Annotated in this window: 23 protein-coding genes; 13 read left to right on the forward strand and 10 right to left on the reverse strand. The window is 65.4% G+C overall.

The annotated features are described in order from the left end of the window. From ppk1 to arsC, 6 genes are all read right to left on the reverse strand, one after another. Nucleotides 1-2,097, reverse strand: coding sequence for a polyphosphate kinase 1 (gene ppk1 / locus AC1DXS_RS19415; protein WP_477739101.1), 2,097 nt, complete (start codon nt 2,095-2,097; stop codon nt 1-3). 75 nt (nt 2,098-2,172) lie between these two features. Further along, nucleotides 2,173-3,285: a glycosyltransferase family 4 protein gene (locus AC1DXS_RS19420; protein ID WP_477739102.1), complete on the reverse strand. Its 1,113-nt coding sequence runs from the start codon at nt 3,283-3,285 to the stop codon at nt 2,173-2,175. Further along, a complete protein-coding gene (locus AC1DXS_RS19425) occupies nt 3,282-4,151 on the reverse strand; it encodes a UDP-2,3-diacylglucosamine diphosphatase (RefSeq protein WP_477739103.1) in 870 nt (289 codons plus the stop codon). The genes AC1DXS_RS19420 and AC1DXS_RS19425 overlap by 4 nt, the downstream gene beginning before the upstream one ends. Beyond that, complete coding sequence (locus AC1DXS_RS19430) at nt 4,151-5,017, reverse strand: GNAT family N-acetyltransferase (protein ID WP_477739104.1); 867 nt, start codon at nt 5,015-5,017, stop codon at nt 4,151-4,153. The genes AC1DXS_RS19425 and AC1DXS_RS19430 overlap by 1 nt, the downstream gene beginning before the upstream one ends. 132 nt (nt 5,018-5,149) lie before the next feature. Next, nucleotides 5,150-5,431 (reverse strand): hypothetical protein, encoded by a 282-nt coding sequence (locus AC1DXS_RS19435; RefSeq protein WP_477739105.1) that lies wholly within the window; start codon nt 5,429-5,431, stop codon nt 5,150-5,152. Nucleotides 5,432-5,611: 180 nt separating this feature from the next. After that, a complete protein-coding gene (arsC, locus tag AC1DXS_RS19440; RefSeq protein WP_477739106.1) occupies nt 5,612-6,046 on the reverse strand; it encodes an arsenate reductase (glutaredoxin) in 435 nt (144 codons plus the stop codon). 98 nt (nt 6,047-6,144) lie between these two features. Here arsC and AC1DXS_RS19445 point away from each other — a divergent pair, with 98 nt between their 5' ends. From AC1DXS_RS19445 to AC1DXS_RS19460, 4 genes are read left to right on the forward strand one after another with little or no spacing between them, the layout of a single operon-like run. After that, nucleotides 6,145-6,507, forward strand: coding sequence for an ArsR/SmtB family transcription factor (locus tag AC1DXS_RS19445; RefSeq protein WP_477739107.1), 363 nt, complete (start codon nt 6,145-6,147; stop codon nt 6,505-6,507). 58 nt (nt 6,508-6,565) lie between these two features. Further along, entirely contained in the window at nt 6,566-7,018 is a 453-nt protein-coding gene (locus tag AC1DXS_RS19450; RefSeq protein ID WP_477739108.1) for an ArsI/CadI family heavy metal resistance metalloenzyme, read from the forward strand. Between the two features lie 44 nt (nt 7,019-7,062). Continuing rightward, nucleotides 7,063-7,725: an aquaporin gene (locus tag AC1DXS_RS19455; protein WP_477739124.1), complete on the forward strand. Its 663-nt coding sequence runs from the start codon at nt 7,063-7,065 to the stop codon at nt 7,723-7,725. Nucleotides 7,726-7,768: 43 nt separating this feature from the next. After that, nucleotides 7,769-8,977, forward strand: a complete 1,209-nt coding sequence (locus AC1DXS_RS19460; protein ID WP_477739109.1) for an MFS transporter — start codon at nt 7,769-7,771, stop codon at nt 8,975-8,977. On the opposite strand, the gene AC1DXS_RS19465 is transcribed toward AC1DXS_RS19460, so the two are convergent. From AC1DXS_RS19465 to AC1DXS_RS19475, 3 genes are read right to left on the reverse strand one after another with little or no spacing between them, the layout of a single operon-like run. Then, complete coding sequence (locus tag AC1DXS_RS19465) at nt 8,959-9,477, reverse strand: GNAT family N-acetyltransferase (RefSeq protein WP_477739110.1); 519 nt, start codon at nt 9,475-9,477, stop codon at nt 8,959-8,961. The two genes, AC1DXS_RS19460 and AC1DXS_RS19465, sit on opposite strands and share 19 nt — an antisense overlap. Before the next feature lie 9 nt (nt 9,478-9,486). Continuing rightward, a complete protein-coding gene (locus AC1DXS_RS19470) occupies nt 9,487-10,341 on the reverse strand; it encodes an amidohydrolase family protein (protein ID WP_477739111.1) in 855 nt (284 codons plus the stop codon). After that, nucleotides 10,338-11,342, reverse strand: a complete 1,005-nt coding sequence (locus AC1DXS_RS19475; protein ID WP_477739125.1) for an aldo/keto reductase — start codon at nt 11,340-11,342, stop codon at nt 10,338-10,340. Before AC1DXS_RS19475 ends, AC1DXS_RS19470 begins: the two co-directional genes overlap by 4 nt. Before the next feature lie 153 nt (nt 11,343-11,495). Here AC1DXS_RS19475 and AC1DXS_RS19480 point away from each other — a divergent pair, with 153 nt between their 5' ends. The 9 genes from AC1DXS_RS19480 to AC1DXS_RS19520 all read left to right on the forward strand — a co-directional run bounded on the left by AC1DXS_RS19480 (nt 11,496) and on the right by AC1DXS_RS19520 (nt 22,439). Further along, nucleotides 11,496-11,942: an RbsD/FucU family protein gene (locus AC1DXS_RS19480; RefSeq protein ID WP_477739112.1), complete on the forward strand. Its 447-nt coding sequence runs from the start codon at nt 11,496-11,498 to the stop codon at nt 11,940-11,942. 4 nt (nt 11,943-11,946) lie between these two features. Next, nucleotides 11,947-12,654: a GntR family transcriptional regulator gene (locus tag AC1DXS_RS19485; protein ID WP_477739113.1), complete on the forward strand. Its 708-nt coding sequence runs from the start codon at nt 11,947-11,949 to the stop codon at nt 12,652-12,654. Beyond that, entirely contained in the window at nt 12,651-13,583 is a 933-nt protein-coding gene (locus AC1DXS_RS19490; protein ID WP_477739114.1) for a dihydrodipicolinate synthase family protein, read from the forward strand. The genes AC1DXS_RS19485 and AC1DXS_RS19490 overlap by 4 nt, the downstream gene beginning before the upstream one ends. Before the next feature lie 61 nt (nt 13,584-13,644). Continuing rightward, on the forward strand, nt 13,645-14,661 hold the full coding sequence (locus AC1DXS_RS19495) for a sialic acid TRAP transporter substrate-binding protein SiaP (RefSeq protein ID WP_477739115.1): 1,017 nt from the start codon (nt 13,645-13,647) through the stop codon (nt 14,659-14,661). A gap of 26 nt (nt 14,662-14,687) precedes the next feature. Then, nucleotides 14,688-15,167 (forward strand): TRAP transporter small permease, encoded by a 480-nt coding sequence (locus tag AC1DXS_RS19500; RefSeq protein WP_477739116.1) that lies wholly within the window; start codon nt 14,688-14,690, stop codon nt 15,165-15,167. Beyond that, nucleotides 15,164-16,456 (forward strand): TRAP transporter large permease, encoded by a 1,293-nt coding sequence (locus tag AC1DXS_RS19505; RefSeq protein WP_477739117.1) that lies wholly within the window; start codon nt 15,164-15,166, stop codon nt 16,454-16,456. The genes AC1DXS_RS19500 and AC1DXS_RS19505 overlap by 4 nt, the downstream gene beginning before the upstream one ends. A 129-nt stretch (nt 16,457-16,585) precedes the next feature. Next, entirely contained in the window at nt 16,586-17,509 is a 924-nt protein-coding gene (locus AC1DXS_RS19510) for a ribokinase (protein WP_477739118.1), read from the forward strand. Nucleotides 17,510-17,767: 258 nt separating this feature from the next. Next, nucleotides 17,768-19,324, forward strand: coding sequence for an efflux RND transporter periplasmic adaptor subunit (locus tag AC1DXS_RS19515; RefSeq protein ID WP_477739119.1), 1,557 nt, complete (start codon nt 17,768-17,770; stop codon nt 19,322-19,324). A gap of 25 nt (nt 19,325-19,349) precedes the next feature. Beyond that, nucleotides 19,350-22,439 (forward strand): efflux RND transporter permease subunit, encoded by a 3,090-nt coding sequence (locus AC1DXS_RS19520; RefSeq protein WP_477739120.1) that lies wholly within the window; start codon nt 19,350-19,352, stop codon nt 22,437-22,439. A 266-nt stretch (nt 22,440-22,705) separates the two neighbouring features. Here the strand turns inward: AC1DXS_RS19520 and AC1DXS_RS19525 are convergent. After that, on the reverse strand, nt 22,706-23,115 hold a 410-nt coding region (locus AC1DXS_RS19525), incomplete at its 5' end, for a hypothetical protein (protein WP_477739121.1).

A 23,115-nucleotide genomic window follows, 5' to 3' on the forward strand; every position in this document is an offset into this window, starting at 1 on the left:
TTATTTGTCCTGGTGTTGGGGGGCCGAATAGCGGGTCATCAAAGCTGCCTGCGCACCGTGGCGCGGAGTATCACCCTGCGAATTGACCCGCAGGTAGCTGCCGTCGGGCTGCAGGTCCCAGGCGTCGCGCCCGTCATGCAGGTAGGCCACCAGGCACTCGTCGATGATGCGCTGGCGAATCACCGGGTCCGTCACGGGCCAGGCCAGTTCAACCCGGCGCAGCATGTTGCGGTTCATCCAGTCGGCACTCGACAGCAGCAGGGTCTCCTCTTCGGCGCAGCGGAAGTAGAAGACGCGTGAATGCTCCAGGAAGCGGCCTATGACCGAGCGCACGCGGATGTTGTCGGTCACGCCGGGCACCTGGGCGGGCAGCATGCAGGCGCCGCGCACGATCAGGTCGATCTTTACGCCGCAGCGCCCTGCCCTCACCAGTGCCAGCATCAGGTCTTCGTCGGTCAGCGCATTCATCTTGGCGACCAGGCGCGTGTCCTTGCCCTGCAGCGCGGCTTCGCCGAGGGCATCGATTTTTGCAATCAGCTTGTGGTGGAGCTGGAAGGGCGCGAGCAACAGGTGGTGCAGCTTGGGCAGTCGGCTCTGGCTGGCCAGGTGCACAAACACGTTGTCGATGTCGGCGGTCATCAGCGGGTCGGCCGTGAGATAGCTGATGTCGGTATAAAGCCGCGCCGTACGGGGGTTGTAGTTGCCGGTAGAAAGGTGGGCATAACGCGCCAGATGCCGGCCTTCGCGGCGCGTGACCAGCAGCATCTTGGCGTGGGTCTTCAGCCCCACCACGCCGTACACCACCTGCGCGCCTATGGATTCCAGCATTTCTGCCCAGTTGATGTTGGCCTCTTCGTCAAAGCGCGCCTTGAGTTCCACCACCACGGTGACTTCCTTGCCGCGCCGCACGGCCTCGCGCAGCAGCACCATCAGTTCTGAATCGGAGCCGGTGCGGTAAATCGTCTGCTTGATGGCCAGCACCTGCGGGTCGTTGACGGCCTCGCGCAGGAAAGCCAGCACGCCGTCGAAACTCTCGAAAGGCTGGTGGATGGAGACATCACCTTCCTTGAGCCGCTCAAAGAAGGACTGGCCTGGCTGCAGCTGCGTCGGGTAGCAGGGACTGTGGGCGGGGAACAGCAGCCTGGGGTCGTTGACCAGGTCCACCAGCTGCGTCAGGCGCACCAGGTTCACCGGGCCGTGAACGCGGTACAGCGACGGTGCCGGCAGGTTGAATTGCTTCAGCAGGAAGTTGGCCAGGTATTCCGAACAACCGGCCGACACCTCCAGGCGCACGGCCTGGCCGTAGTGGCGCTGCTCCAGGCCCTGGCGCAGGGCGGTGCGCAGGTTCTTGACGTCGTCCTCGTCCACCGCGAGGTCGGAATGCCGGGTGACGCGGAACTGCGAAAACTGGCCCATCTCGCGGCCGGGGAACAGCTCGGCCAGGTGGGCGCGTATCACGCTGGAGAGCGACACGAACAGCCTGTCCTCCTTGTGGTGGCCGCGCGAAGGCATGTGGATCAGCCGCGGCAGCACCCGCGGCACCTTGACGATGGCGATGTCGTTCTCGCGGCCGAAGGCGTCATGGCCGCCCAGCCGCACGATGAAGTTCAGCGACTTGTTGGCCACCTGCGGAAAGGGGTGAGACGGGTCCAGCCCGACCGGGATCAGCAGCGGGCGGACTTCCCGCTCGAAGTATTCTTTCACCCAGCGCCGCTGGGCGGCGTTGCGCTCGCCGTGCGAAACAATGCGTATGCCCTGGCGCTCAAAGGCCGGCAGCAGGTCGTCGTTGTAAAGCGAATATTGGCGCGCCACCATGTCGTGCGCGGCGGACGACAAGGCCTTGAAAGATTGCACCGAGTAAGGCCCTTTTTGCTCATTGGCCTGGGCTGCCGTCAGGTGGGGCGCGGTGCGGACTTCGAAAAACTCGTCCAGGTTGGACGACACGATGCACAAAAACCTCAGCCGTTCCAGCAGCGGCACATCCGGGCGTTTGGCCCAGTCCAACACCCGCTCGTTAAAAGCAAGAATGCTGTGGTCGCGGTCCAGGAACTGGACGGGTGGCGCGGCGGCGACCACAGAAGCGGGTGAAGTGGGCATCAACAAGGGTGGTCTTTGTCATCAAACGTAATCCAGAGTGTTGACGGGTTTCATGACAAAGTCGTGACAGTACTTTTAACTGATATTGCCCCCAGCTGTGGAAGCTGGCAAGCGGGCCCCCTGACTGCCCTTCATCTCCTTGGGGTCTGTCTTGACACCGTTTTGCGCGGCATTGACGAGATAAGACGCAAAAAGCTGCGCCGCATGGCCCCAGCTGAAGTCCAGCGCGCGTTGGCGTGCTTCATGGCGCGGCACGGCCAGCGCACCGTAACAAGCCTGTTGCAAATCTTCATTCATGACACCGCCGTGACAGCTTCCGTCGGCTTTTCCGAGCACTTCCAGCGGGCCGTCGACCGGATAAGCCGCCACCGGCGTGCCGGCCGCCATGGCTTCGAGCATCACCAGGCCGAAGGTTTCCGAGCGGCTCGGGAAAACAAAGACGTCGGCCGCGGCATAGACCTTGGCCAGCTCATCGCGGGCCAGCACGCCCATCCAGCGGACCTGGGGGTAACGCTGCTTGAGCGACTCTTCCAGAGGCCCCACGCCGCAGACCACCTTGGTGCCCGGAATGTCCAGTTTGAGGAAGGACTCGATGTTTTTCTCGTAAGACACCCGGCCCACAAACAGCGACACCGGGCGCAGCAGCGTGCCCATGGGCGGATGCGGGCGCGGCTGCGGCTCAAACCCGAAAAGCCCGGTGTCCACGCCATGCGTCCAGCCGCGCAGGTTCTGGAAGCCGCGTTGCTCCAGCATGCGCAGCACGCCCTGGGTGGGCACCATCACGCCCGATGAAGGCCTGTGGAAGTGGCGGAACAGCGCATAGCCCCAGGACAGCGGGATCTTGAGCGCCGCATGCAGGATCTCAGGGAATTTGGTGTGAAAGGCCGTGGTAAAGCGCAGGCGGCGCTTGATGCAATAGCCACGTGCCGCCCAGCCCAAGGGGCCTTCGGTGGCGATGTGGATGGCTTCGGGCTGGAAGGCGTCCAGCTTGTCGGTCAGCCCGCGCTTGGGGCGCACCGCCAGGTCTATGCCGGCATAACCGGGGCAAGGCCGCGTCTTGAAGAGGTTGGGGTGTATCACCTCCACCTGGTGGCCCAGTTCCGCGAGTTCGCGCACCAGCTCCACCAGCGTGGTGACGACGCCGTTGACCTGCGGCTGCCAGGCGTCGGTGACCAGGGCGATCCTCATGCGACCACCGTGGAGGCGGCGTGGCCGCGGCCCTGGGTCTCATGGGCGGGCGCCCAGTGCACCAGCTCCAGCGTGCCGTCGAAGTTTTCGACCAGCGCGGTGCGGCTCTCCACCCAGTCGCCGTCGTTGCAGTACAGCACGCCGTTGATCTCGCGCATCTCGGCGCGGTGGATGTGGCCGCAGACCACGCCCTGGTGGCCGCGCCGGCGCGCCTCGTTGGCGACCGCCACCTCGAAATCGGTGACGTAGTTGAGCGCGCTCTTGACCTTTTGCTTCAGGTAGGCCGAGAGCGACCAGTAAGGCAGGCCCATGCGGGCGCGCAGGCTGTTCAGGTGGCGGTTGAGTTTGAGCGTGAATTCATACAGGTTGTCGCCCACATAGGCGAGCCATTTGGCGCACTGCACCACCGCGTCGAAGTAGTCGCCGTGGATGATCCACAAGCGGCGGCCGTCGGCGGTGGTGTGCACGGCTTCATCGATGACCTCGATGCCGCCGAACTGGTTGCCGATAAATTCACGCGCAAACTCATCGTGGTTGCCGGGTACATAAATGATGCGGCAACCCTTGCGGGCGCGGCGCAGCAGCTTTTGCACCACGTCGTTGTGCGACTGCGGCCAGTACCAGCGGCGGCGCAACTGCCAGCCGTCCACGATATCGCCCACCAGGTAAAGGTTGTCGCTGGGGTGGGCCTTGAGGAAATCCAGCAGGGCCGCCGCCTGGCAGCCGGGCGTGCCCAGGTGGATGTCGGAGATGAAGATGGTGCGGTAGCGCTTGCGCAGCGAATCGTCATCATCGTGGTCGTCCCCGCCCCCAGCCCCGCCGAAGCCGTTGCCCAGCGCCCCCATGGCGTCAAACATGCTGCGCATCAGGCCTCCGTGGTGTTGCCCGGCACCGGTTTGCCGGAGAAATGCTTGAGGTAGCGCGGCGGCAGGTCGGCGATGCGCATCATCATGGGCAGGTCGGCCGAGTTGAAGTCCGGGTCCCAGGCCGGCGCGCCCAGCACCTTGGCACCCAGGCGCAAATAGCCCTTGATCAGCGCGGGCGGCTCCACGTCCAGCGTGTCGTCGAGCTTCTCGACGGGCAGCGCCAGGCGCGGCGTGACGCGGTATTCGATGGGGGCCAGGTGCGTTTCGCGCACCTGGCGCCAGATGCTGGCGGCCGCGTGGCCGTTGGAGACGCCGTTGTGCTGCATCGGGATGCTGGCGCAACCAATCATGGTGTCGAGCTGGTTGCGCGACATGAATTCGGCCAGCGCGCCCCACAGCGCCAGGATGACGCCGCCGTGGCGGTGGTCGGCATGCACGCAGCTGCGGCCCAGCTCAACCATGCGCTCGCGCAGCGCGCGCAGGCGCGTCAGGTCGAACTCGGTGTCGCTGTAGGTGCTGCCCACGCGCTTGGCCTGGGTGGGCGTGAGCACGCGGTAGGTGCCTATGACTTCCTGGGTGTCGGCGTCGCGCACCAGCAGGTGTTCGCAATAGTCGTCAAACAGGTCGACATCGTGGCCGGGCAAGGTCTTGGACAGCGTGGCGCCCATCTCGAGCGCGAACACCTGGTACCTCAGGCGCTGCGCCTGCCGGACCTCGTCCTGGTGCCGGGCCCAGCCGACCGAGATTTTCCCCACTGCAGCCCTTTGAACAGGGGCTGGACTGACAGCATGACCGCTTTGATGAAGTGACCCCCGTGGCATTGCGACTGGCGACAATGCAAAGGTGGGGTTGGGCAGTTCTTTCATGGCTAACTCCTTGTTCCTTGTTTCCGTGTCTCAACAACTTCGGTTTTGACCAGCCCGGCCAGCTCACTCACCCGGACTCGCGGCATTTCTTCGCCGCCTGTAAAAAAGCCCCATCAAGGGGCTTGTCGACACTCAATCACCGGCGGCCAGCGAAACCGCCTTGCCGGGCCGCCCCAGGCCGGCCATCAGCGCCGGCCGCGCATTCGACAAGCCTTCCAGCCAGGGCCGGGTGCCGGCCTTGAAGCGCAAACCGCCGGGACTGTTGGCCAATGCCTGGGCCGTGCAACGCAGGATGCGCAGGCACTGCTTATTCAGGTCCTGGATGCCGGCGCCCAGGCTGCGGGCGGGGTTTGCGTCCGGCCTGTCGTGCGTGTGCGAGTGAAGTCCCATCGAGTGCTCAGTCATGCTGGTCATGACGTGATTCTGGGAGTGGGGGGTGACGCGTTCGTGTCAGTTCAATGGCAGTTGTGTGACACGGTGCAGCGGGCCTGAAGAAGTGGCGGGAGCGCCACAGGCCGGGAGAAGGCGAATGAAAATCCGCAGGGGAAAACGGCGGCGCGCGGCTTGCGCGCCTGGCCGGAAAACGGTGAAAGATCAGGGCCGGGTTACCCGCTCTCCCCGCTCATTGATGACCTGCTCGCCGTCTTCCTTGCTGAAGGCACCGCGCTGCGGCAAGGGCAGGATGTCGAGCACAGCTTCCGAGGGCCGGCACAGGCGTGTGGCCAGCGGCGTGACGACGATGGGCCGGTTGATCAGCACGGGATGGGCCAGCATGGCGTCCAGCAGCGCCTCGTCGCCGAGCGCGTCCAGGCCCAGCTCCTGGTAAATGGATTCCTTTTGCCGGACCACTTCACGCACGGGCACGGCCATCTGCGCAATCAATTCCTGCAGTTTCTCGCGCGAGGGCGGCGTCTTGAGGTATTCAATGATTTCAGGCTCTATGCCGGCATTGCGGATCAGCGCCAGCACATTGCGCGAAGTGCCGCATTTTGGGTTGTGGTAAATCGTGACCTGGGGGACGGCTGGCATGCGGTTTTGCTCCTGGAAGTTGACGCGTTAAAGAAAAATAAGAGGGGCTGAGCATAGGGCAATTTGCCTCAATTCAATAATTCAACTATATTTGAATTATGGAAATCTTAGCCCAATCCCCTGAACTCGCAAACCTCGATGAAAGCGCCGCCGTCAAGGCACTGGCGGCCCTCGCCCAGGCCCAGCGCCTGCGCGCCTTTCGCGCCTTGGTGGTGGCAGGCCCTGAAGGCCTGACACCGGGCGCCATCGCCGAGCGATTGGGCATCGCAGCCAGCGCGCTGTCTTTTCATCTGAAAGAGTTGTCGCACTCGGGCCTGGTCAGCAGCGAAGCACGCGGCCGCAACCTGATTTACCGCGCGAACTTCCCCCAGATGAACGCCCTGCTCGGCTATTTGACCGAGCACTGCTGCGAAGGCGGCGCCTGCGAAGTGGATCCGCAGGCCGGTTGCACCACCTGTTAACAACTTGCCCCCCATTCCCCCTGCACTCACCGTTCAACCACCACCCCAGGAGAGCACCATGAAACGCTTCCATGTCCACGTGCATGTCAAAGACCTCGAAAAAAACATCGCCTTTTATTCGGCCATGTTCGACCAGCAACCCGCGCGTACCGAAGCCGACTACGCCAAGTGGATGCTCAGCGACCCACCGGTCAACTTCGCCATCTCGACGCGCGGTGATGCCCCCGGCGTGGACCACCTGGGCATACAGGTCGACCAGGCCGAAGAGCTCGACGCCCTCAAGGCGAACGCAACCCGCGCCGACATGACGCTGCTCGACGAAGGTCCGACCACTTGCTGCTACGCCCGCAGCGACAAATACTGGCTGACGGACCCACAGGGTATTGCGTGGGAGCAGTTCCACACTCTCGGCAACATCCCGGTGTTCAGTGAGCCAAAGCCCGCCGCCGGTTCTGCCTGCTGCGCTGGTGCTGACAGCAAAACGTCGCGCCCAGCTCAAGCGTGTTGCTAAGCCCCACCGAAGCCGGCCATGCCCAAACCCTTGGCGAGCCCCCGCTGGCGCGCCAGGCGTTTGCGGAATTCGCAGGCACAGCCGCCCTGCTCTGCGCCGTCATAGGCTCGGGCATCATGGCCGAGCGGCTTTCGGCCGGCAACATGGGTGTGGCCCTGCTGGCCAACACGCTGGCCACCGTGTTCGCGCTGTATGTGCTGATCGAGTTGCTGGGCCCGGTCAGCGGTGCGCACTTCAACCCGCTGGTGACCCTGGTGCTGGGAGCGCGCACCGAAGCCTCGGTCAAGCGCACACGCAGAACCCTTTGCTTTATCGCGAGCCAGTTGCTGGGCGCCGTCGCAGGCGCCTGGCTGGCCCATGCGATGTTTGACATGAGCATGCTACAGCTCAGCGCCAAGGTCCGCAGCAGCACCGGCCAGTGGCTGGCCGAGGCCGTCGCAACCGCCGGGCTGATCCTCGTCGTGCTGCGCGCGCCCGCGGCCAAGACGCCGGCCATGGTGGCCTGCTACATAGGTGCGGCCTACTGGTTCACCGCGAGCACCTCGTTCGCCAACCCGGCGGCCGTGTTGGGCCGCATGCTCTCGGACAGCTTTGCGGGCATTGCGCCCGCCAGCGCGCCCGGCTTTGTGCTGGCGCAGGCGGCAGGTGCACTCGCGGGCGTGGCCCTGCATCGCGCGCTGGGCATGCAGAAGGCCAGCCCGGATTGAGGAGCCCCCAAGGGCCAAGGCTTTTCTTGCTAACCTCGAAACCGTGACTTCGACAGCAAGCCGCACCGCCACCATCGTCCAGCTGGGCATTGCCCAGACATTGGCCTGGGCCTCCAGCTACTACCTGCCCGCCATCCTCGCCGTGCCCATGGCGCGCGAGCTGGGCGTCAGCACGCCCACGGTGTTTGCCGCCTTCTCGGCCGCGCTGGTGGTCTCCGCCCTGCTGGGGCCGGCCGCGGGCAAAGCGATTGACCGCCGGGGCGGCCGGCCCGTCCTGGCCGCCAACAGCTTTGTATTTGCCGCCGGCCTCGTCGTGCTGGCACTGGCGCAGGGGCCGGCAGGCCTGTTTTCGGGCTGGGTGATCCTGGGCGTGGCCATGGCCGCCGGCCTTTACGAAGCGGGCTTTGCCGCGCTGGTGCATCTGTACGGCAAGGATGCGCGCGGTGCCATCACCGGCATTACGCTGTTCGCCGGCTTTGCCAGCACCGTGGGTTGGCCGCTGTCGGCCTGGCTGGAGCTGGAATGGGGCTGGCGTGCGACCTGCCTGGCCTGGGCGGCGCTGCATTTGCTGCTGGGCCTGCCGCTTAACTGGCGGTTGCCGTCGTTGCCTGCAACAGTCGCTCCCGCCGCAGCGCATGCAGACACGGCCCAGCCCGCAATAACAAACTCATCCCCTTCTCGGAGCGGCACCCGCACGGCGGTACTGCTCGCCTTGGTGTTCGCCGTGACCTGGTTTATCAGCACGGCCATGGCTTCGCACCTGCCGCGCCTGCTGCAGGCCCACGGCGTGCCGCTGGCCACCGCGCTGGTGTTCGCCGGCCTGGTCGGCCCCGCGCAGGTGGCCGGCCGGCTGCTGGAATACGGCTTGCTGCGCAACATTCACCCGCTGGTCTCGGCCCGCGTGGCCGGCAGCCTGCACACGCTGGGCGCGACGGCTTTCCTGTTTTTCGGCGTGCCGGCCGGCGCGGTCTTCACCCTGCTGCACGGCGCCGGCAACGGCGTGCTGACGATTGCCAAGGGCACGCTGCCGCTGGTGCTGTTCGGCGTGCGCGACTACGGCGCGCGCCAGGGCCTGCTGATGGTGCCGGCGCGGTTTGCGCAGGCGACGGCGCCCTGGCTGTTCGGCCTGGCGATTGACCGCTTTGGTGCGGGTGCGCTGTGGTTTTCAGCGGCGCTGGGGTTGGTGGCGTTCGCAGCCTTGATGGCGTTGCAGGGACCGTCCACCGGTCAATCTCAATCCAACCACTTCTGAAAAAACCGCGCCTGCCCCATGGCCGGGTCCAGCTGGTAGCCGGCGAAACCCACGCGCTCGTAAAGCTTGACCGCGCCCAGGTTGCCCTGCAGCACTTCCAGCGTCAGCTTGCAGGCGCCCCGCTCGCGGGCAATCTGGTCCACCAGCGCCAGCATTTTCTCGCCTATGCGCTGGCCGCGGTAGCCGGGCAGCACGACCACGTCGTGGATGTTGACCAGCGGGCGGCAGGCGAAGGTAGAGAAACCTTCGATGCAGTTGACCAGACCCACGGCTTTGTCGCCGTCAAATGCGAGCACGCTGAAAGCCTGGGAGCGTGTAGCGAGCTCCTTGACGAGATGGGCTTTGGCGTAATCGCTGAGGGGCTTGCCACCGCCGGCAGGGTCCTGCGCATAGCTGTCCAGCAACTGCACGACGGCGCGTGCATGCACCGGGTCGGTGTAGTCGGCGCGGCAGACGCGCACTGAAGAGGGAGAAGATAAAGAAGAAGCGGCTTCGGTCATCAGGGGATTTTAGGAATGCTCGGCTCTTGGAGGCAACTCAAGCCCATAAAGCCTTGCTGCATTGCCGCCCATCACGGCCGCCTGGCCCTTTTCGTCCAGCCTTTCCACCAACTGCCGCGAGGTGGCCCACCACATCGCATAGGGAGCAGCCAGTTCCAGCACCGGCCAGTCGCTGCCCCAGACGACTCGATCGGCACCGAAGGTTTGCAACACATATTCAGCCCAGCGCCGCACCGCGCCCGGCGCGGGACGCGGACCGGCTTCGGTCAGCAGGCCCGAGAGCTTGCACATGGCCTGGGTTTCGTTTGCGATGCGCGCAATGCCGTCGGCCCAGGGCTGCCACTCGCCCGCCGCGATGTCGGGCTTGGCGCCATGGTCTATCACCATGCGCAGTTCAGGATGGCGGCCGGCCAGGGTCAGGATGTGCGGCAGGTGCGCGGACTTGACCAGCGCGTCGAACACCAGGCCGCACCCGGCCATGGCGCGCAGGGCCGGAGCCGCCGCAGGTTGCAGTATCCATTCGGGATCGGCGATGTCCTGCAGCATGGGCCGCAAGCCCTTGAGGCGCGGATGCCGCGCCAGCGTCTTTATGCGGGCCGGCGCGTCGGCGGCCAGAAAATCCACCCAGCCCACTACGCCCAGCACGGCCGGGTTGGCGTCGGCCTGCTCCAGCAGGAAACGCGTTTCCGCCTCGGTGGGCGCGGCCTGCACCAGCACGCCGCCGCGCACGCCGTGGGGCTGCGACTGCTCCTGCCAATCGGCCACGGCCACATCGCGGTAAATGGGCGCCAGGGCCGGCGTGAGCCAGCCGTAGTCGCCGCGCGCCAGCTCCCAGCAGTGAAAATGGGCATCGATGATGGTCACGGCGTCGGCGCCTCTTCGGGCAACAGGCCCTGGGCGCGCAGATCTGCCCAGAAGGCCGCCGGAATCGGGTGCTGCATCATCGCCACCGCATCGGTCCACTCGGCGACCTTGCGCGCACCCAGCATCACGATGTCGACGGCCTGGTGGGCCAGTGGAAACTGCAGGGCCGCAGCGCGCAGCGGCACGCCGTGCGCCGCGCAAACCGACTCGATGCGGGCCGTGCGCTCCAGCCACTCGCGGGCGGCCGGCGCGTAGTTGAAGCTGGCCGTGCCGCCCTGCGCCCCCGTCGCCAGGATGCCCGAGTTGAACACGCCGCCCAGCGCAATGCGTACCCCGCGCGCCGCGCACTGCGGCAGCAGCGCCGGTAGCGCGCTGTGGTCCAGCAGGCTGTAGCGCCCGGCCAGCATCAGCACGTCCAGCGCGGCCTCGCGCAATACCTGCAGCACCACGTCCACATCGTTGGTGCCCAGGCCGATGGCGCGTATCAGGCCTTCCTCCTTCATTTTGTGCAGCATGGGCAGGGTTTCGTCCAGCACCTGCCGTAGCACGGCCGGCGCGCGTTCGCCGTGTGAGGCGACGTCCGGGTCATGCACATAGACCACGTCCAGCCGAGGCAGGCCCAGGCGCTGAAGGCTGTCTTCCACGCTGCGGCGGGTGCCGGCCGCGCTGTAGTCCCAGGTCTGGTTGAAAGGCAGGATGTCCACATAACTGTGCTGGGCGCGCGCCGCGTTCGCATTGGGCAGCAAAAGCCGGCCCACCTTGCTCGACAGCACATAGCTATCGCGCGGGTGGCCGCGCAGCGCGTCGCCCAGGCGCCGCTCCGACAAGCCGTGGCCGTAATGCGGGGCGGTATCAAAAGTCCGGCAGCCGCCGGCCCAGGCCGCATCCACCAGGGCCCGGGCCTCGGCGTCGCTGACGGCGGAAAACAAATTACCCAGAGGGGCGCCGCCCAGGCCCAGCCTCAGGCCACTTGCTGCACAAGGAGAAAACACAGGGGCCATGTCCAAAGTTGTCATTTCATTAAGTGCTTTTTCAAAGCCGGTTCAGGGTTAATCCCAATAAAAGTTCAGTTATGTTATGACTAACATGTCAGTGATTGACAGCGGGAAATCCCGAGGTTGTGCGAATGTTCGCTGTCACCGCCGCTTTCTACCATGCTCAAACACATTCCGCCCTTGCTCACGCCTGACGCCCTGCATGCCCTGGCCAGCATGGGCCACGGCGATGACATGGCGATTGTGGATGCGAACTTTCCGGCCGCCCATGTGGCCCGCAAAAGCGGCGCGCGGCTGGTGACGCTGGCCGGCGCCACCACACCACAGGCGCTGGCCGCCGTGCTGCGGCTGCTGCCGCTCGACGACTTTGTACCCGACGCCGCCTGGACCATGCAGGTAGTGGGCGACCCCGACGCGGTTCCCGCACCGGTCGCCGAATTCGCCACCGTGCTGCACCAGGCCGGCGAGCGCCCCGCCGCATCGCTGGAGCGTTTTGCGTTTTACGAACGCGCGCAAGCAGCCTTCGTGATCCTGCAGACCGGCGAGCAGCGCAAGTACGGCAACATCCTGCTGCGCAAGGGTGTCATCGCGAGCGATCACACCTGATCCCATGAGCAACGCCACGCCCTCTGCTCCCATCAGCCTGCGCGCGCAGGCGTATGAGAGCTTCCAGCAGCAGATCGTCGATGCCAACATCCGCCCGGGGCAATTCGTCTCGCAGCGCGAACTCATGCAGCTGCTGGGCATGCCGCTGGGCGCGGTGCGCGAGCTGATCCCGCGGCTGGAGGCCGAGGGCCTGGTCAAGACCGTGCCGCAGCGCGGCCTGCAGGTGGCCCATGTGGACCTCAAACTGATCAACAACGCCTTCCAGCTGCGCGGCCTGCTCGAGCGCGAAGCCGCCAGCCGCTTTGTCACCACGGTGTCGGACTCGGACCTCGCCGCCATCGAGCAGGCCCACCTCAACATCGTGAGGCGCGCGCGCAAAAAAGCCATCGACGACGCGCTGCTGGAAGACGCCACCACGGTGGACTGGGGCCTGCACGACCTCATGATCGACACGCTGGGCAATGAGCTGATTTCCGAGGTCTACCGCATCAACAGCCTGCGGGTACGCCTGATCAAGCTTGAAGCCTCCTCCCTTTCCCCGGATGTGCTGATTCCCGCGATGGAAGAGCACCTCTGGTTCATCGATGCCCTCAAGCGGCGCGACGCGCAAGCCGTGGTCGACCGCCTGGGCCATCACATCGAGAGTGCGCACCGCCGCGTGCTCGGCCTGCCGCGGCCCGAAATGCCGTGGTCTCTGGAGATCCCTGAATGACGAGTTCCTTTCCCGCCGCCGAAAATTCCTTTCGCGGCATCTGGCCCGCCCTGCTGACGCCGCTCACGGCCGGCCTGGACATAGACCACGCCAAGTTCGCCGCCCACTGCAAGGCGCTGATCGCCAGCGGCTGCCCCGGCGTGACGGCTTTCGGCACCACGGGCGAAGGCCCGTCTTTTTCGCTGGCCGAACGCAAGGAAGCGATCGAGCAGCTCATCAAGAACGGCATTCCCGCCAGGCAGATCATGGTCTCGACCAGCTGCGCCGCCCTGCCCGAAACGCTGGAGCTCACGCGCCACGCCGTGAAAGCCGGCGTGCACGGCTGCCTGATGCTGCCGCCGTTTTTCCTCAAGGGCGTGTCCGACCAGGGCATCATCGACAGCTACCGCTACGTCATCGACGGCATGGCCGGAACGCCCTTCAAGCTTTACCTGTACCACATTCCCCAGGTCACGGGCGTGCCGCTGTCGCACCACGTGATCGCCACGCTCAAGAAGCAGTACCCGGACACCATCGTCGGCATCAAGGACAGCGCCTGCAACACCGAGCACTCGGTGGGCCTGGCCAATGCCTTCATGAAGGACATGACGGTTTACGTCGGCTTTGAACCCGACCTGCCCGAAATGGGCAAGCGCGGCAGCACCGGCGCCATCAGCGGCGTGGCCAACTTCATGCCGCGCCTGGTCAAACGCCTGGTGACCGAACCCGCGGCGCCGGCGACGCCCGCCGAGCGCGAGCGCGTGATCAAGCTGATAGGCCTGCTGGACGGCTACTCGCTGATGCCCGCGCTCAAGGGCATCATGGCCATGCTGAGCGGCGATGCCGCCTGGCTGCGCGTGCGCGCGCCGCTGGTGGCCCTGACCGCCGACGAATACAAGGCGCTGGAAAAAACCATCAGCGCTTTCGGGATTGATACAAAATCCGAGTGACTGCCGAACGCCGACCCGGGGCCTGAGCCCAACAACGATTGACCTAAAAAAGGAGACAACCATGAAGACTTCCCTCTCGTCCACCCTTCGCCGCACCCTTTTGGCCGCGGCTTCCGCCACCGTGCTGATGGGCACGCTGCTGCCGGCGGCCCAGGCCCAGAACAAGATGGTGCTGCGCGTATCCACCCCCGCCGTGCCCGACGACTGGCACGCCAAGATGTGGACGGTCTTCAAGGAAAACCTCGAAAAAAGCGCACCCGGCGAATTCGACGTGCAGATCAACCTGAACGCCTCGCTGTTCAAGCAGGGCACCGAGCCCACCGCCATGGCGCGCGGCAACCTCGAGCTCTCCTCCATCTCGGCCTTCGACATCGCCAAGCTGGTGCCTGAATTTTCGATCTTCACCGCCGGCTACATCGTGCGCGACCCGGACCACCAGCAAAAGGTGTTTTCCGGCCCCATAGGCACCGAGATGTTCAAGATGGTTTCGGACAAGATGGAAGTGACCCCGCTGTCCACCGTCTACCTCGGCACGCGCCAGGTCAACCTGCGCGAGGCCCACAACGTCAAGGTGCCGGCTGACCTCAAGGGCATCAAGCTGCGCATGCCGGGCTCCAAGGAATGGCTGTTCCTGGGCGAGGCTCTCGGCGCCACGCCCACGCCGCTGGCTTTCGGCGAGGTCTACCTGGGTCTGAAGACCGGCACCATCGACGGCCAGGACAACCCCCTGCCCTCCGTGCGCGCAGCCAAGTTCTATGAAGTCACCAAACAGATCGTCATGACCAGCCACCTGGTGGACGGCATCTTCATCTCGATTTCCAACAAGGCCTGGAACGCCATGAGCGCGGCGCAAAAAACCAAGGTCAAGGCGGCAGCGCAGGCGGCCGCCGTCTATAACAACGAAAACCGCATCAAGGAAGAAGGCCAGCTGGTCGACTTCTTCAAGAAAGAGGGCTTGACGGTTACGACGCCCGATGTGGACGCTTTCCGCAAGACGGTGCAAACGACTTACCAGAACTCGGAATACGCCAAAGCGTGGCCCAAGGGCCTGCTGGAGCGCATCAACGCGACCAAATAAGTCCCGCGGCAAGCACCACAACTCCCATGAAAAGCTGGCCCCAAAAAGCCGCCAACCTGATTGGCGGCGGACTCTTCCTGACCCTGTTCATCGTGTTCGTGATCCAGGTCACGGCGCGGTTTCTCTTCGGCAAGCCCCTGGCCTGGACCGACGAGGCCGCCGTGATCCTCTATGTCTGGGTCATTCTGTGGGCCGCCGCCGTGGTCGTGCCCGAACGCGAGCACGTGGTGTTCGACCTGCTGTGGAACAGCGCGCCCTACCGCGTGCGCCAGGCCATGGCCATCGTCGGCAACCTGATGATCGGTGGCCTTGCGGCCTGGGGCATCCCGGGCTGCTGGGACTACGTGCACTTCATGGCCCGCGAGGGAACGCCTGTGCTGGGCATGTCCTTCCAATGGGTCTTCATGCCTTTTGTGCTGCTGCTCGCCGCCCTCGCGGTGCGCTCGGCCTGGGCGATCTGGAACGCGATCCGTGGCAAGGGTCTTGAAGCGGAGTTGCGCATATGACAAGCGGCATCTGGATATTGGTGCTGGTGCTGGCGGGCGGCATGCTGCTGCGCATGCCCATCGGTTTTTCGATGGTCGCGGCCGGCATAGGCTACCTGCTGGTCAAGGGCCAGGACGTGGGCCTGGTGGCAGAGCAGATCGGCAACGGCCTTTACAACAGCTATGTGCTGCTGGCCGTGCCGCTGTTTGTGTTCGCGGCCAACATCATGAATGCTGGCACCGTCAGCGAGCGCTTGTTCGACTTTTGCCGCATCCTGGTGGGCCGCTTTCGCGGCGGGCTGGCGCAGGTGGACATCCTGGTCAGCGTGATCTTCTCGGGCATGAGCGGCAGCGCGATCGCCGACGCGGCCGGCCCGGGCCTGGTCACGATTCGCCAGATGCTCAAGAAGCCCGAATACACGCGCGGCTTTGCCGGCGCCGTGGTGGTAGCCAGCGCCACGCTGGGCCCCATCATCCCGCCTTCGATTCCCATGGTGATTTATGCGCTGGTTTCGGGCGCCTCGGTGGGCGCGCTGTTCCTGGGCGGCGTGGTACCGGGCTTTCTGATGGCCGGCCTCATGATGGGCGTGGTCGCCATCATCGCCAAGAAGCGCAACATGCCGCGCGACGAACCCGTTCCGCGCTCCGAATGGGCCGGCCTGATCTTTCGCGGCGCACTGCCGCTGTCCATGCCTATCGTGCTGCTGGGCGGCATCTACTCGGGCATCTTCACGCCCACCGAAGCCGCCGCCGTGGCCGCACTGCATGCGCTCATCCTCGCGGCCGTGGTGTTCCGGGCCCTGACCTGGCGCAGCTTCTGGGGCGTGGTGATGGAATCCACGCGCGCCAGCGCGGTGATCACCATGATCCTGGCCGGCTCCTTCATGCTCAACTACGCCTTCACCGCTGAAGGCGTGCCGCAGTCCATGGCCATGTGGGTCGACAGCATGCATTTCTCCCAGATCGGCTTCCTGCTGATGGTGAACGTGATGTTCCTGGTGCTGGGCTGTTTCCTCGACGTGTCGGTGCTGCTGCTGGTCTTTGTGCCCATGCTGCTGCCGGCAGCCAAGCTGCTGGGCGTGGACCTGGTGCACTTCGGCGTGCTGGTGGTGCTCAACATGATGATCGGCCTGATCCATCCGCCTTTCGGCATGCTGCTCTTCGTGACCAAAGCGTTGACCGGCATCCCCATCGGCGAGATGATGAAGGAAGGCTGGCCCTTCCTGGTCATGCTGCTGCTCCTGCTGCTGGCCATGACCTTCTTCCCGCAGATCGTGTTGTGGCTCCCACAAACAATGGGCTATAAATGACCCCCCGAAGCGCCTACGGCGCCTCCCCCCAGGGGGCGACGCTAGCGGCCCGGCAAAGCCGGTTCCGCGGCGTCTGCTTGGCCATACCCGCCCCTCTCTCAGATCGGGGCTTCACTCTCGAACCACGGTATGAGTAGCGATGTAAATGCCGACGTGGTCTGCGTCGCCAGCTGGAACGCCGACCTGATTTCAAAGGTGGCGCGCCCGCTTGCCCGTGGCGAGACGCTGATGGCGAGCGACTTCAGCATCAGCCCGGGCGGCAAGGGCAGCAATGCGTCGGTGGCGGCCGCGCGCCAGGGTGCGCGTGTGGCGCTGCTGGCCCGCATAGGCGACGACGACTTCGGCCGCATGGGCATGGATCTCTGGCAGGCCGAAGGCATAGATACCTCCCATGTCGAACGAGTGACCGGCGAGCGCAGCGGCGTTGCGCAAATCCTGGTCTATGAAGACGGCGACAACAGCATTGCTGTCTATCCCGGCGCCGGCAGCGGCCTGGGTGCACGCCATGCGCAGGCTGCCGCCAAGCTGCTCGCGGGCTGCCGCGTCGTGATGGCGTCCTGCGAAGTGCCGGCCGAGGCCGCGATGCAGGCCTTTGCCCTGGCTCGCGCGGGCGGCGCGCTGACCGTGCTCAATCCCGCACCCGCACGGCCGCTCAGCGACGAGATGCTCGCGCTGGTCGACGTGCTCACGCCCAATGAGAGTGAACTCCTGTTGCTGGCTGGCAAGGCCCATGCCGGCTCGGCCGACCAGGCCGCCGCACGCCTGCTCAGCCGCGGCGCCCGCGCCGTGCTGGTCACGCTGGGCGCGGCCGGCTGCCGGCTCTACCAGGCTGGCCAACCTCCCCATTCGATACCGGGCCGCGCCATGGCGGTGCGCGACACCATAGGCGCAGGCGACACCTTCACCGGCGCGCTCGCGGCCGCACTGGCACGCGGGGAAACGCTGCCCGCCGCGATGCAATGGGCCAATGCGGCGGCCGCGCTCTCGGTGACGCGGCACGGCGCCATAGACGGCATTCCGCGCCTCGCGGATGTGGCGGCCTTGCTGGGCTAATCCCGCCCCCGGTTCACTCCCTCTCCCCGGAGGGAGAAGGCGCAAACAACAGACAACTGCCCGCCGCGGTGTAGGCCCGAGTCCGCTTTACCGGATATTTACGAGCCTCTATCGGGCCGTATACGTGCGCCCGCAGCCTTGCAGTGATAATTCCTGAGCGCTGTCTGAGCAGGCCCTCAGGGCTTGGCCAACAGCCCTCATCAAACACAAAAAATGCCGCATCCACCTGGTGGCGCGGCGGGCACCCAAGGACAGCCGATGGACCCCAAAGCCGAAACGCCGCAAACCGGCGCCGCAACCCCACCGCGCAAGCGCATCAGCCGCCGCGCGTCCATCATAGGCAGTGTGATCGCCGTGATCATCCTGGCCGGCACCGGCTGGCTGGCCTGGCATTTAAYCCACCCTTCCGCCGACAGCGGCGCCGGCGGTTTTGCCGGCGGCAGGCGAGGCGCGCCGGCCACCACGGTCGGTGTGGCCACCGCCGAACGCGCCAGCATTCCGATTGTTCTGGAAGCCCTGGGCACCGTCACGCCCCAGGCCAGCGTCAGGGTCACGCCCCAGGTCTCGGGCGTGATGCAGAAAGTGCTCTTCAAGGAAGGCCAGATGGTCAAGGCCGGCGAATTGCTGGCCACCATAGACCCGCGCCAGTTTGAAATGGCGCTGATGCAGGCCAGCGGCCAGCGCCAGCGCGACGAAGCCCAGCTCGACAGCGCGCGCGTGCAGCTGCAGCGCTACAAGACACTGCTGGAGCAGGACTCCATCGCCCGCCAGGACGTCGACACCCAGGCCGCGCTGGTCAAGCAGCTTGAAGGCACGGTCGTCATCGACAAGGCCAATGAAGGCACGGCCCGCCTCAACCTCGGCTACACCCGTGTGGTCGCGCCCATCAGCGGCCGCGTCGGCCTGCGCGCCGTGGACGTGGGCAATGTGGTGAGCAGCGGCGACGCCAACGGCATTGCCCTCATCACCCAGGTCACGCCCATTGATGTTGTTTTCGCGATTCCGCAGGACCAGGTTGGCGAGCTGCAGCAAAACGCCGCCAAAGGCGTCGCCATGCAAGTCACCGCGCTCGACAGGACACGCGCCGTCACGCTGGACACCGGCAGTTTCGCCTCGCTGGACAACCAGGTCGACATCACCACCGGCACCGTGAAGGCCAAGGCCCGCTTTGCCAACAGCGAGCTCAAGCTCTACCCCAGCCAGTTCGTCAACGTGCGCCTGCAGGTGCGCACCATAGACAATGCGATCGTGGTGCCGGTGACGGCCCTGCGCATGGGCAGCAACGGCGAGTATGTCTATGTGGTTAACGCCAAGGAGCGCACCGTCTCGCTCAGGCCCGTCAAGCGCGGCCAGGCCACGGTCGACAAGGTCGTGATCGCTTCCGGCCTGGAAGTCGGCGAGCGCGTCATCACCGAAGGCGCGGACCGGCTCAAAGACGGCGCGTCGGTGGTGCTGCCCGGCGATCCGCCCGGCGGCGGGGGACGCGGCCCTGGCGGCGGCGGTGGCAAGCGCCAGCGCGGCGCGGCCTCCGCACCGGGTTCGGGCGCTTCCGCACCGGCGCCTTCCGCAGCAGCATCCGCCGCGCCCGCCTCTTCGTCATCTGCGGCCAGCGCCCCGGCTGCGGCCTCCGCATCGGCTGAAGGCCCGACCCCCGAACAACGCAAGCGCATGCTGGACCAGGTCAAGGACGACCCGGCGGCCCTGGAGCGTCGCCAACGCTTTCTCGCGGCCATCGACGCCGGCGACCCCGCCGCGCTCGAACGCTGGCGCAGCATGAGGGAAAAACGCCAGGGCGGCGAACGGCCGGCGCAATGACGCCTTCCCGTCAGGATTTCCCCGCATGAGTCCCTCACGTCCCTTTATCCTGCGCCCGGTCGCCACCTCGCTGCTGATGGTGGCCATCGTGCTGGCCGGCCTCGTGGGTTTCAGGTTCTTGCCGCTGTCGGCTCTGCCGCAGGTCGACTACCCGACCATCCAGGTGCAGACGCTCTACCCCGGCGCCAGCCCCGAAGTCATGGCCCAGACGGTCACCGCGCCGCTGGAGCGCCAGTTCGGCCAGATGTCCGGGCTGCAGCGTTTGAGCTCCACCAGCGCGGCCGGCGTTTCCATCGTCACGCTGCAGTTCGGCCTGGGGCTGACGCTGGACGTGGCCGAGCAGGAAGTGCAGGCTGCCATCAACGCCGGCGGCTCGCTGCTGCCCGCCGACCTGCCCGCCCCGCCCGTGTACGCCAAGGTGAATCCGGCCGATGCGCCGGTGCTCACGCTGGCGATTACCTCCGACACGCTGCCGCTCACCGAAGTGCAGAACATCGTCAACACACGCCTGGCGCTCAAGATCAGCCAGGTCAACGGCGTGGGCCTGGTCTCGCTGAGCGGTGGGCAGCGCCCCGCCGTGCGCATACAGGCCGACACGCGCGCCCTGGCCTCCTACGGCCTGGGCCTGGATTCGCTGCGCACCGCCATCAGCGCCGCCAACGCCAACGGCGCCAAGGGCAGCATTGACGGGCCCACACGCTCGTACTCCATCAACTCCAACGATCAGCTGGTCGCCGCCAGCGACTACCAGCGCCTCGTCATCGCCTACCGCAACGGCGCGGCGATTCGTGTCTCCGACGTCGCGCAAGTGGTCGACAGCGCCGAGAACATCAAGCTGGGCGCCTGGTCAGGCATGAAGCCGGCCATCATCCTCAACGTGCAGCGCCAACCGGGCGCCAACGTGATCGCCACGGTGGACGCCATCAAGGCCCGCCTGCCCGAGCTGCAGGCCGGCCTGCCCACCGCGCTGCAGGTTGACGTGCTGAGCGACCGCACCACCGGCATACGCGCCTCGGTGCTGCATGTGGAAATCGAACTGGTGCTGGCCGTGCTGCTGGTGGTGCTGGTGATTTTTGCGTTTTTGCACAGCCTGCGCGCCACCGTGATCGCCAGCCTGGCCGTGCCGATTTCGCTCATCGGCACCTGCGGTGCCATGTACCTGCTGGGCTACAGCCTGAACAACCTGAGCCTGATGGCCTTGACGATCGCCACCGGCTTCGTCGTCGACGACGCCATCGTGATGATCGAAAACATCTCGCGCTACATCGAGGAAGGCGAGGACCCCATGGCTGCCGCCCTCAAGGGCGCGACGCAAATCGGCTTCACCATCATCTCGCTGACGGTCTCGCTGATCGCGGTGCTGATCCCGCTGCTTTTCATGGGCGACGTGGTGGGCCGGCTTTTCCGCGAGTTCGCCGTCACGCTGGCCATCACCATCCTGATCTCCGCGGTGGTCTCGCTGACCCTGGTGCCCATGATGTCGGCGCGCTGGCTCACGCGCCACCCCGAAGGCGAGGTGGAAGGCGGCAGGTTCGGCCAGGCCATGCAGCGCTTTTTCGACAAGGTCATCCACCACTACGACCGCTGGCTCACCTGGGTGCTCAAGCGCCAGGGCCTGACCCTGCTGGTGGCGCTGGCCACGCTGCTGCTCACGGTGCTGCTGTATGTGCTGATTCCCAAGGGACTGTTTCCTACGCAGGACACCGGCCAGCTGCAGGCCCGCATTGAAACGGCGCAGTCGGTTTCGTATGCCCGCATGGCCGGGCTGCAGCAGGCGGCCGCCAAGGCCATTCTKGAAGACCCSGAYGTGGAGACGCTGAGCTCCTTCATTGGYGTGGACGCGGCCAACAACACCATGCTGCACACCGGCCGCATGCTGATCAACCTCAAATCCAGCCGCAGCGGCAGCCAGCAAGAGACCATGGACAGGCTCAAGGAGCGCGTCGGCAAGGTGGCCGGCGTGACACTCTATTTGCAGCCCACGCAGGATTTGACGATTGACGCCGAGACCGGCCCCACGCAGTTCCGCGTTTCGCTTGAAGGCTCGGACAACGCCACCGTGGTGCTCTGGGCCAACAAGCTGGCCGAACGCATGCGCCAGCTCGATGGCGTGCGCAACGTGGCATCGGACGCCGGCTCCAGCGGCGCCTCGGCCTACATCAACGTAGACCGCGATACCGCCTCGCGCCTGGCCGTCACCACTTCGGCTATCGACGACGCGCTGTACAGCGCCTTCGGCCAGCGCATCGTCTCCACCATCTTCACCGAGACCAACCAGTACCGCGTGATCCTCGAAGCCATGCCGGACCCGCTGGCCACACCCGCCTCGCTGGGCGCCCTGCGGCTCAAGACCGGATCGGGAACCACCACGCCGCTCTCGGCGATCGCCACCATACGCGAGCAGCCCGCGCCGCTGCAGATCACCCGCGTAGCCCAGTACCCGGCCACCACGCTGGGCTTTGACACCGCACCCGGCATGTCCCTGGGCCGCGCCGTAGACGAGATCCGCCAGGCCGCCAAAGACATCGGCCTGCCCGGCAGCGTGACCCTGAACTTCCTCGGCGCAGCCGGCGCCTACCAGGCCTCGCTGTCCAACCAGCTGTGGCTGATCCTCGCGGCCGTGATCTGCGTCTACATCGTGCTGGGCGTGCTCTACGAAAGTTATATCCACCCGCTGACGATTCTGTCCACCCTGCCCTCGGCCGGCGTGGGCGCGCTGCTGGCCCTCATGCTCAGCGGCTCCGACCTCGGGGTGATCGGCATCATCGGCATCATTTTGCTGATAGGCATCGTGAAGAAAAACGCCATCATGATGATCGACTTTGCGATAGACGCCGAACGCAACGAAGGTAAGTCCCCCCAGGAAGCGATTCACCAGGCGGCCCTGCTGCGCTTTCGCCCCATCCTCATGACGACGCTGGCCGCCCTGTTCGCCGCGGTGCCGCTGATGCTGGGGTTTGGTGAGGGGGCCGAGCTGCGGCAGCCGCTGGGGTTGTCGATTTTTGGCGGGCTGATCGTCAGCCAGATGCTCACGCTGTTTACAACGCCGGTTATTTATCTTGGGTTTGATCGGTTGGGGCGGAGGTTTGGGCGCAGGAAAGAGGTTCTTGCTTGATCTTCTCTTCTTTCTCCTTCTTTCAAGATGAGGGGTCTTTTTTTAGGACTGCTGGCCGGGGGTTGCCCGGCGGCAACTCACTTTTACCGAAACCCGCAGGGCGGGTTTTCTTTGTTCGCCAAAGGCGCGCTACGCGCGCGGGGTTTGCTCACTTCGCACAGCGAAGTTATGCAAACACCAAAAGTAAGCAAAAGAAAGGCGACCCTGGTTCCTGCGTCCCCTGCGCTTTGCTCCGGGGCAGCCTGTGGTGCTCGGTCCAGACGGGGTCAAAAACAACTCGCTTCGCTCAGACACGTTTTTGTCCTTATCCGTCTGGCCCTGCGCTCCTCGGCGCAGACACAAGGGGTGGGAACAGAAATACCGAGCAGCCGAATACCAATACCGAATACCTGAAGAAACAAGGACACGCCTTGGCGTGTCCTTGTTTGCCTTTGTCCCCGCTCCCGATTGCCCCGTTCTGGCTGGGCCGAGGAGCGCAGAGACAAACGGATCAGGGCAAAAACGTGTCTGAGCGAAGCGAGTTGTTTTTGACCCCGCTTGGCTCGAGCACCGCAGGTTGCCCGAAGCGAAGCGTAGGGACCCAGACTGCGGGTCGCCTTTTCTTTGGTGACTTTCTTTTGGCGAAGCAAAAGAAAGTTACTTGCCGCCGGGCAACCCCCGGCCAGCAAGCCTATGC

It is taken from the genome of Polaromonas sp. P3_B1 (genome assembly GCF_056402935.1).

Coding starts and splice junctions, on each gene's coding strand:
- AC1DXS_RS19435 (WP_477739105.1), bottom strand. CDS start 5,431: ATGACCAGCATGACTGAGCACTCGATGGGACTTCACTCGCACACGCAC.
- AC1DXS_RS19445 (WP_477739107.1), top strand. CDS start 6,145: ATGGAAATCTTAGCCCAATCCCCTGAACTCGCAAACCTCGATGAAAGC.
- AC1DXS_RS19450 (WP_477739108.1), top strand. CDS start 6,566: ATGAAACGCTTCCATGTCCACGTGCATGTCAAAGACCTCGAAAAAAAC.
- arsC (WP_477739106.1), bottom strand. CDS start 6,046: ATGCCAGCCGTCCCCCAGGTCACGATTTACCACAACCCAAAATGCGGC.
- AC1DXS_RS19475 (WP_477739125.1), bottom strand. CDS start 11,342: ATGGCCCCTGTGTTTTCTCCTTGTGCAGCAAGTGGCCTGAGGCTGGGC.
- AC1DXS_RS19490 (WP_477739114.1), top strand. CDS start 12,651: ATGACGAGTTCCTTTCCCGCCGCCGAAAATTCCTTTCGCGGCATCTGG.
- AC1DXS_RS19505 (WP_477739117.1), top strand. CDS start 15,164: ATGACAAGCGGCATCTGGATATTGGTGCTGGTGCTGGCGGGCGGCATG.
- AC1DXS_RS19420 (WP_477739102.1), bottom strand. CDS start 3,285: ATGAGGATCGCCCTGGTCACCGACGCCTGGCAGCCGCAGGTCAACGGC.
- ppk1 (WP_477739101.1), bottom strand. CDS start 2,097: ATGCCCACTTCACCCGCTTCTGTGGTCGCCGCCGCGCCACCCGTCCAG.
- AC1DXS_RS19465 (WP_477739110.1), bottom strand. CDS start 9,477: ATGACCGAAGCCGCTTCTTCTTTATCTTCTCCCTCTTCAGTGCGCGTC.
- AC1DXS_RS19495 (WP_477739115.1), top strand. CDS start 13,645: ATGAAGACTTCCCTCTCGTCCACCCTTCGCCGCACCCTTTTGGCCGCG.
- AC1DXS_RS19425 (WP_477739103.1), bottom strand. CDS start 4,151: ATGCGCAGCATGTTTGACGCCATGGGGGCGCTGGGCAACGGCTTCGGC.
- AC1DXS_RS19510 (WP_477739118.1), top strand. CDS start 16,586: ATGAGTAGCGATGTAAATGCCGACGTGGTCTGCGTCGCCAGCTGGAAC.
- AC1DXS_RS19480 (WP_477739112.1), top strand. CDS start 11,496: ATGCTCAAACACATTCCGCCCTTGCTCACGCCTGACGCCCTGCATGCC.
- AC1DXS_RS19485 (WP_477739113.1), top strand. CDS start 11,947: ATGAGCAACGCCACGCCCTCTGCTCCCATCAGCCTGCGCGCGCAGGCG.
- AC1DXS_RS19430 (WP_477739104.1), bottom strand. CDS start 5,017: ATGAAAGAACTGCCCAACCCCACCTTTGCATTGTCGCCAGTCGCAATG.
- AC1DXS_RS19500 (WP_477739116.1), top strand. CDS start 14,688: ATGAAAAGCTGGCCCCAAAAAGCCGCCAACCTGATTGGCGGCGGACTC.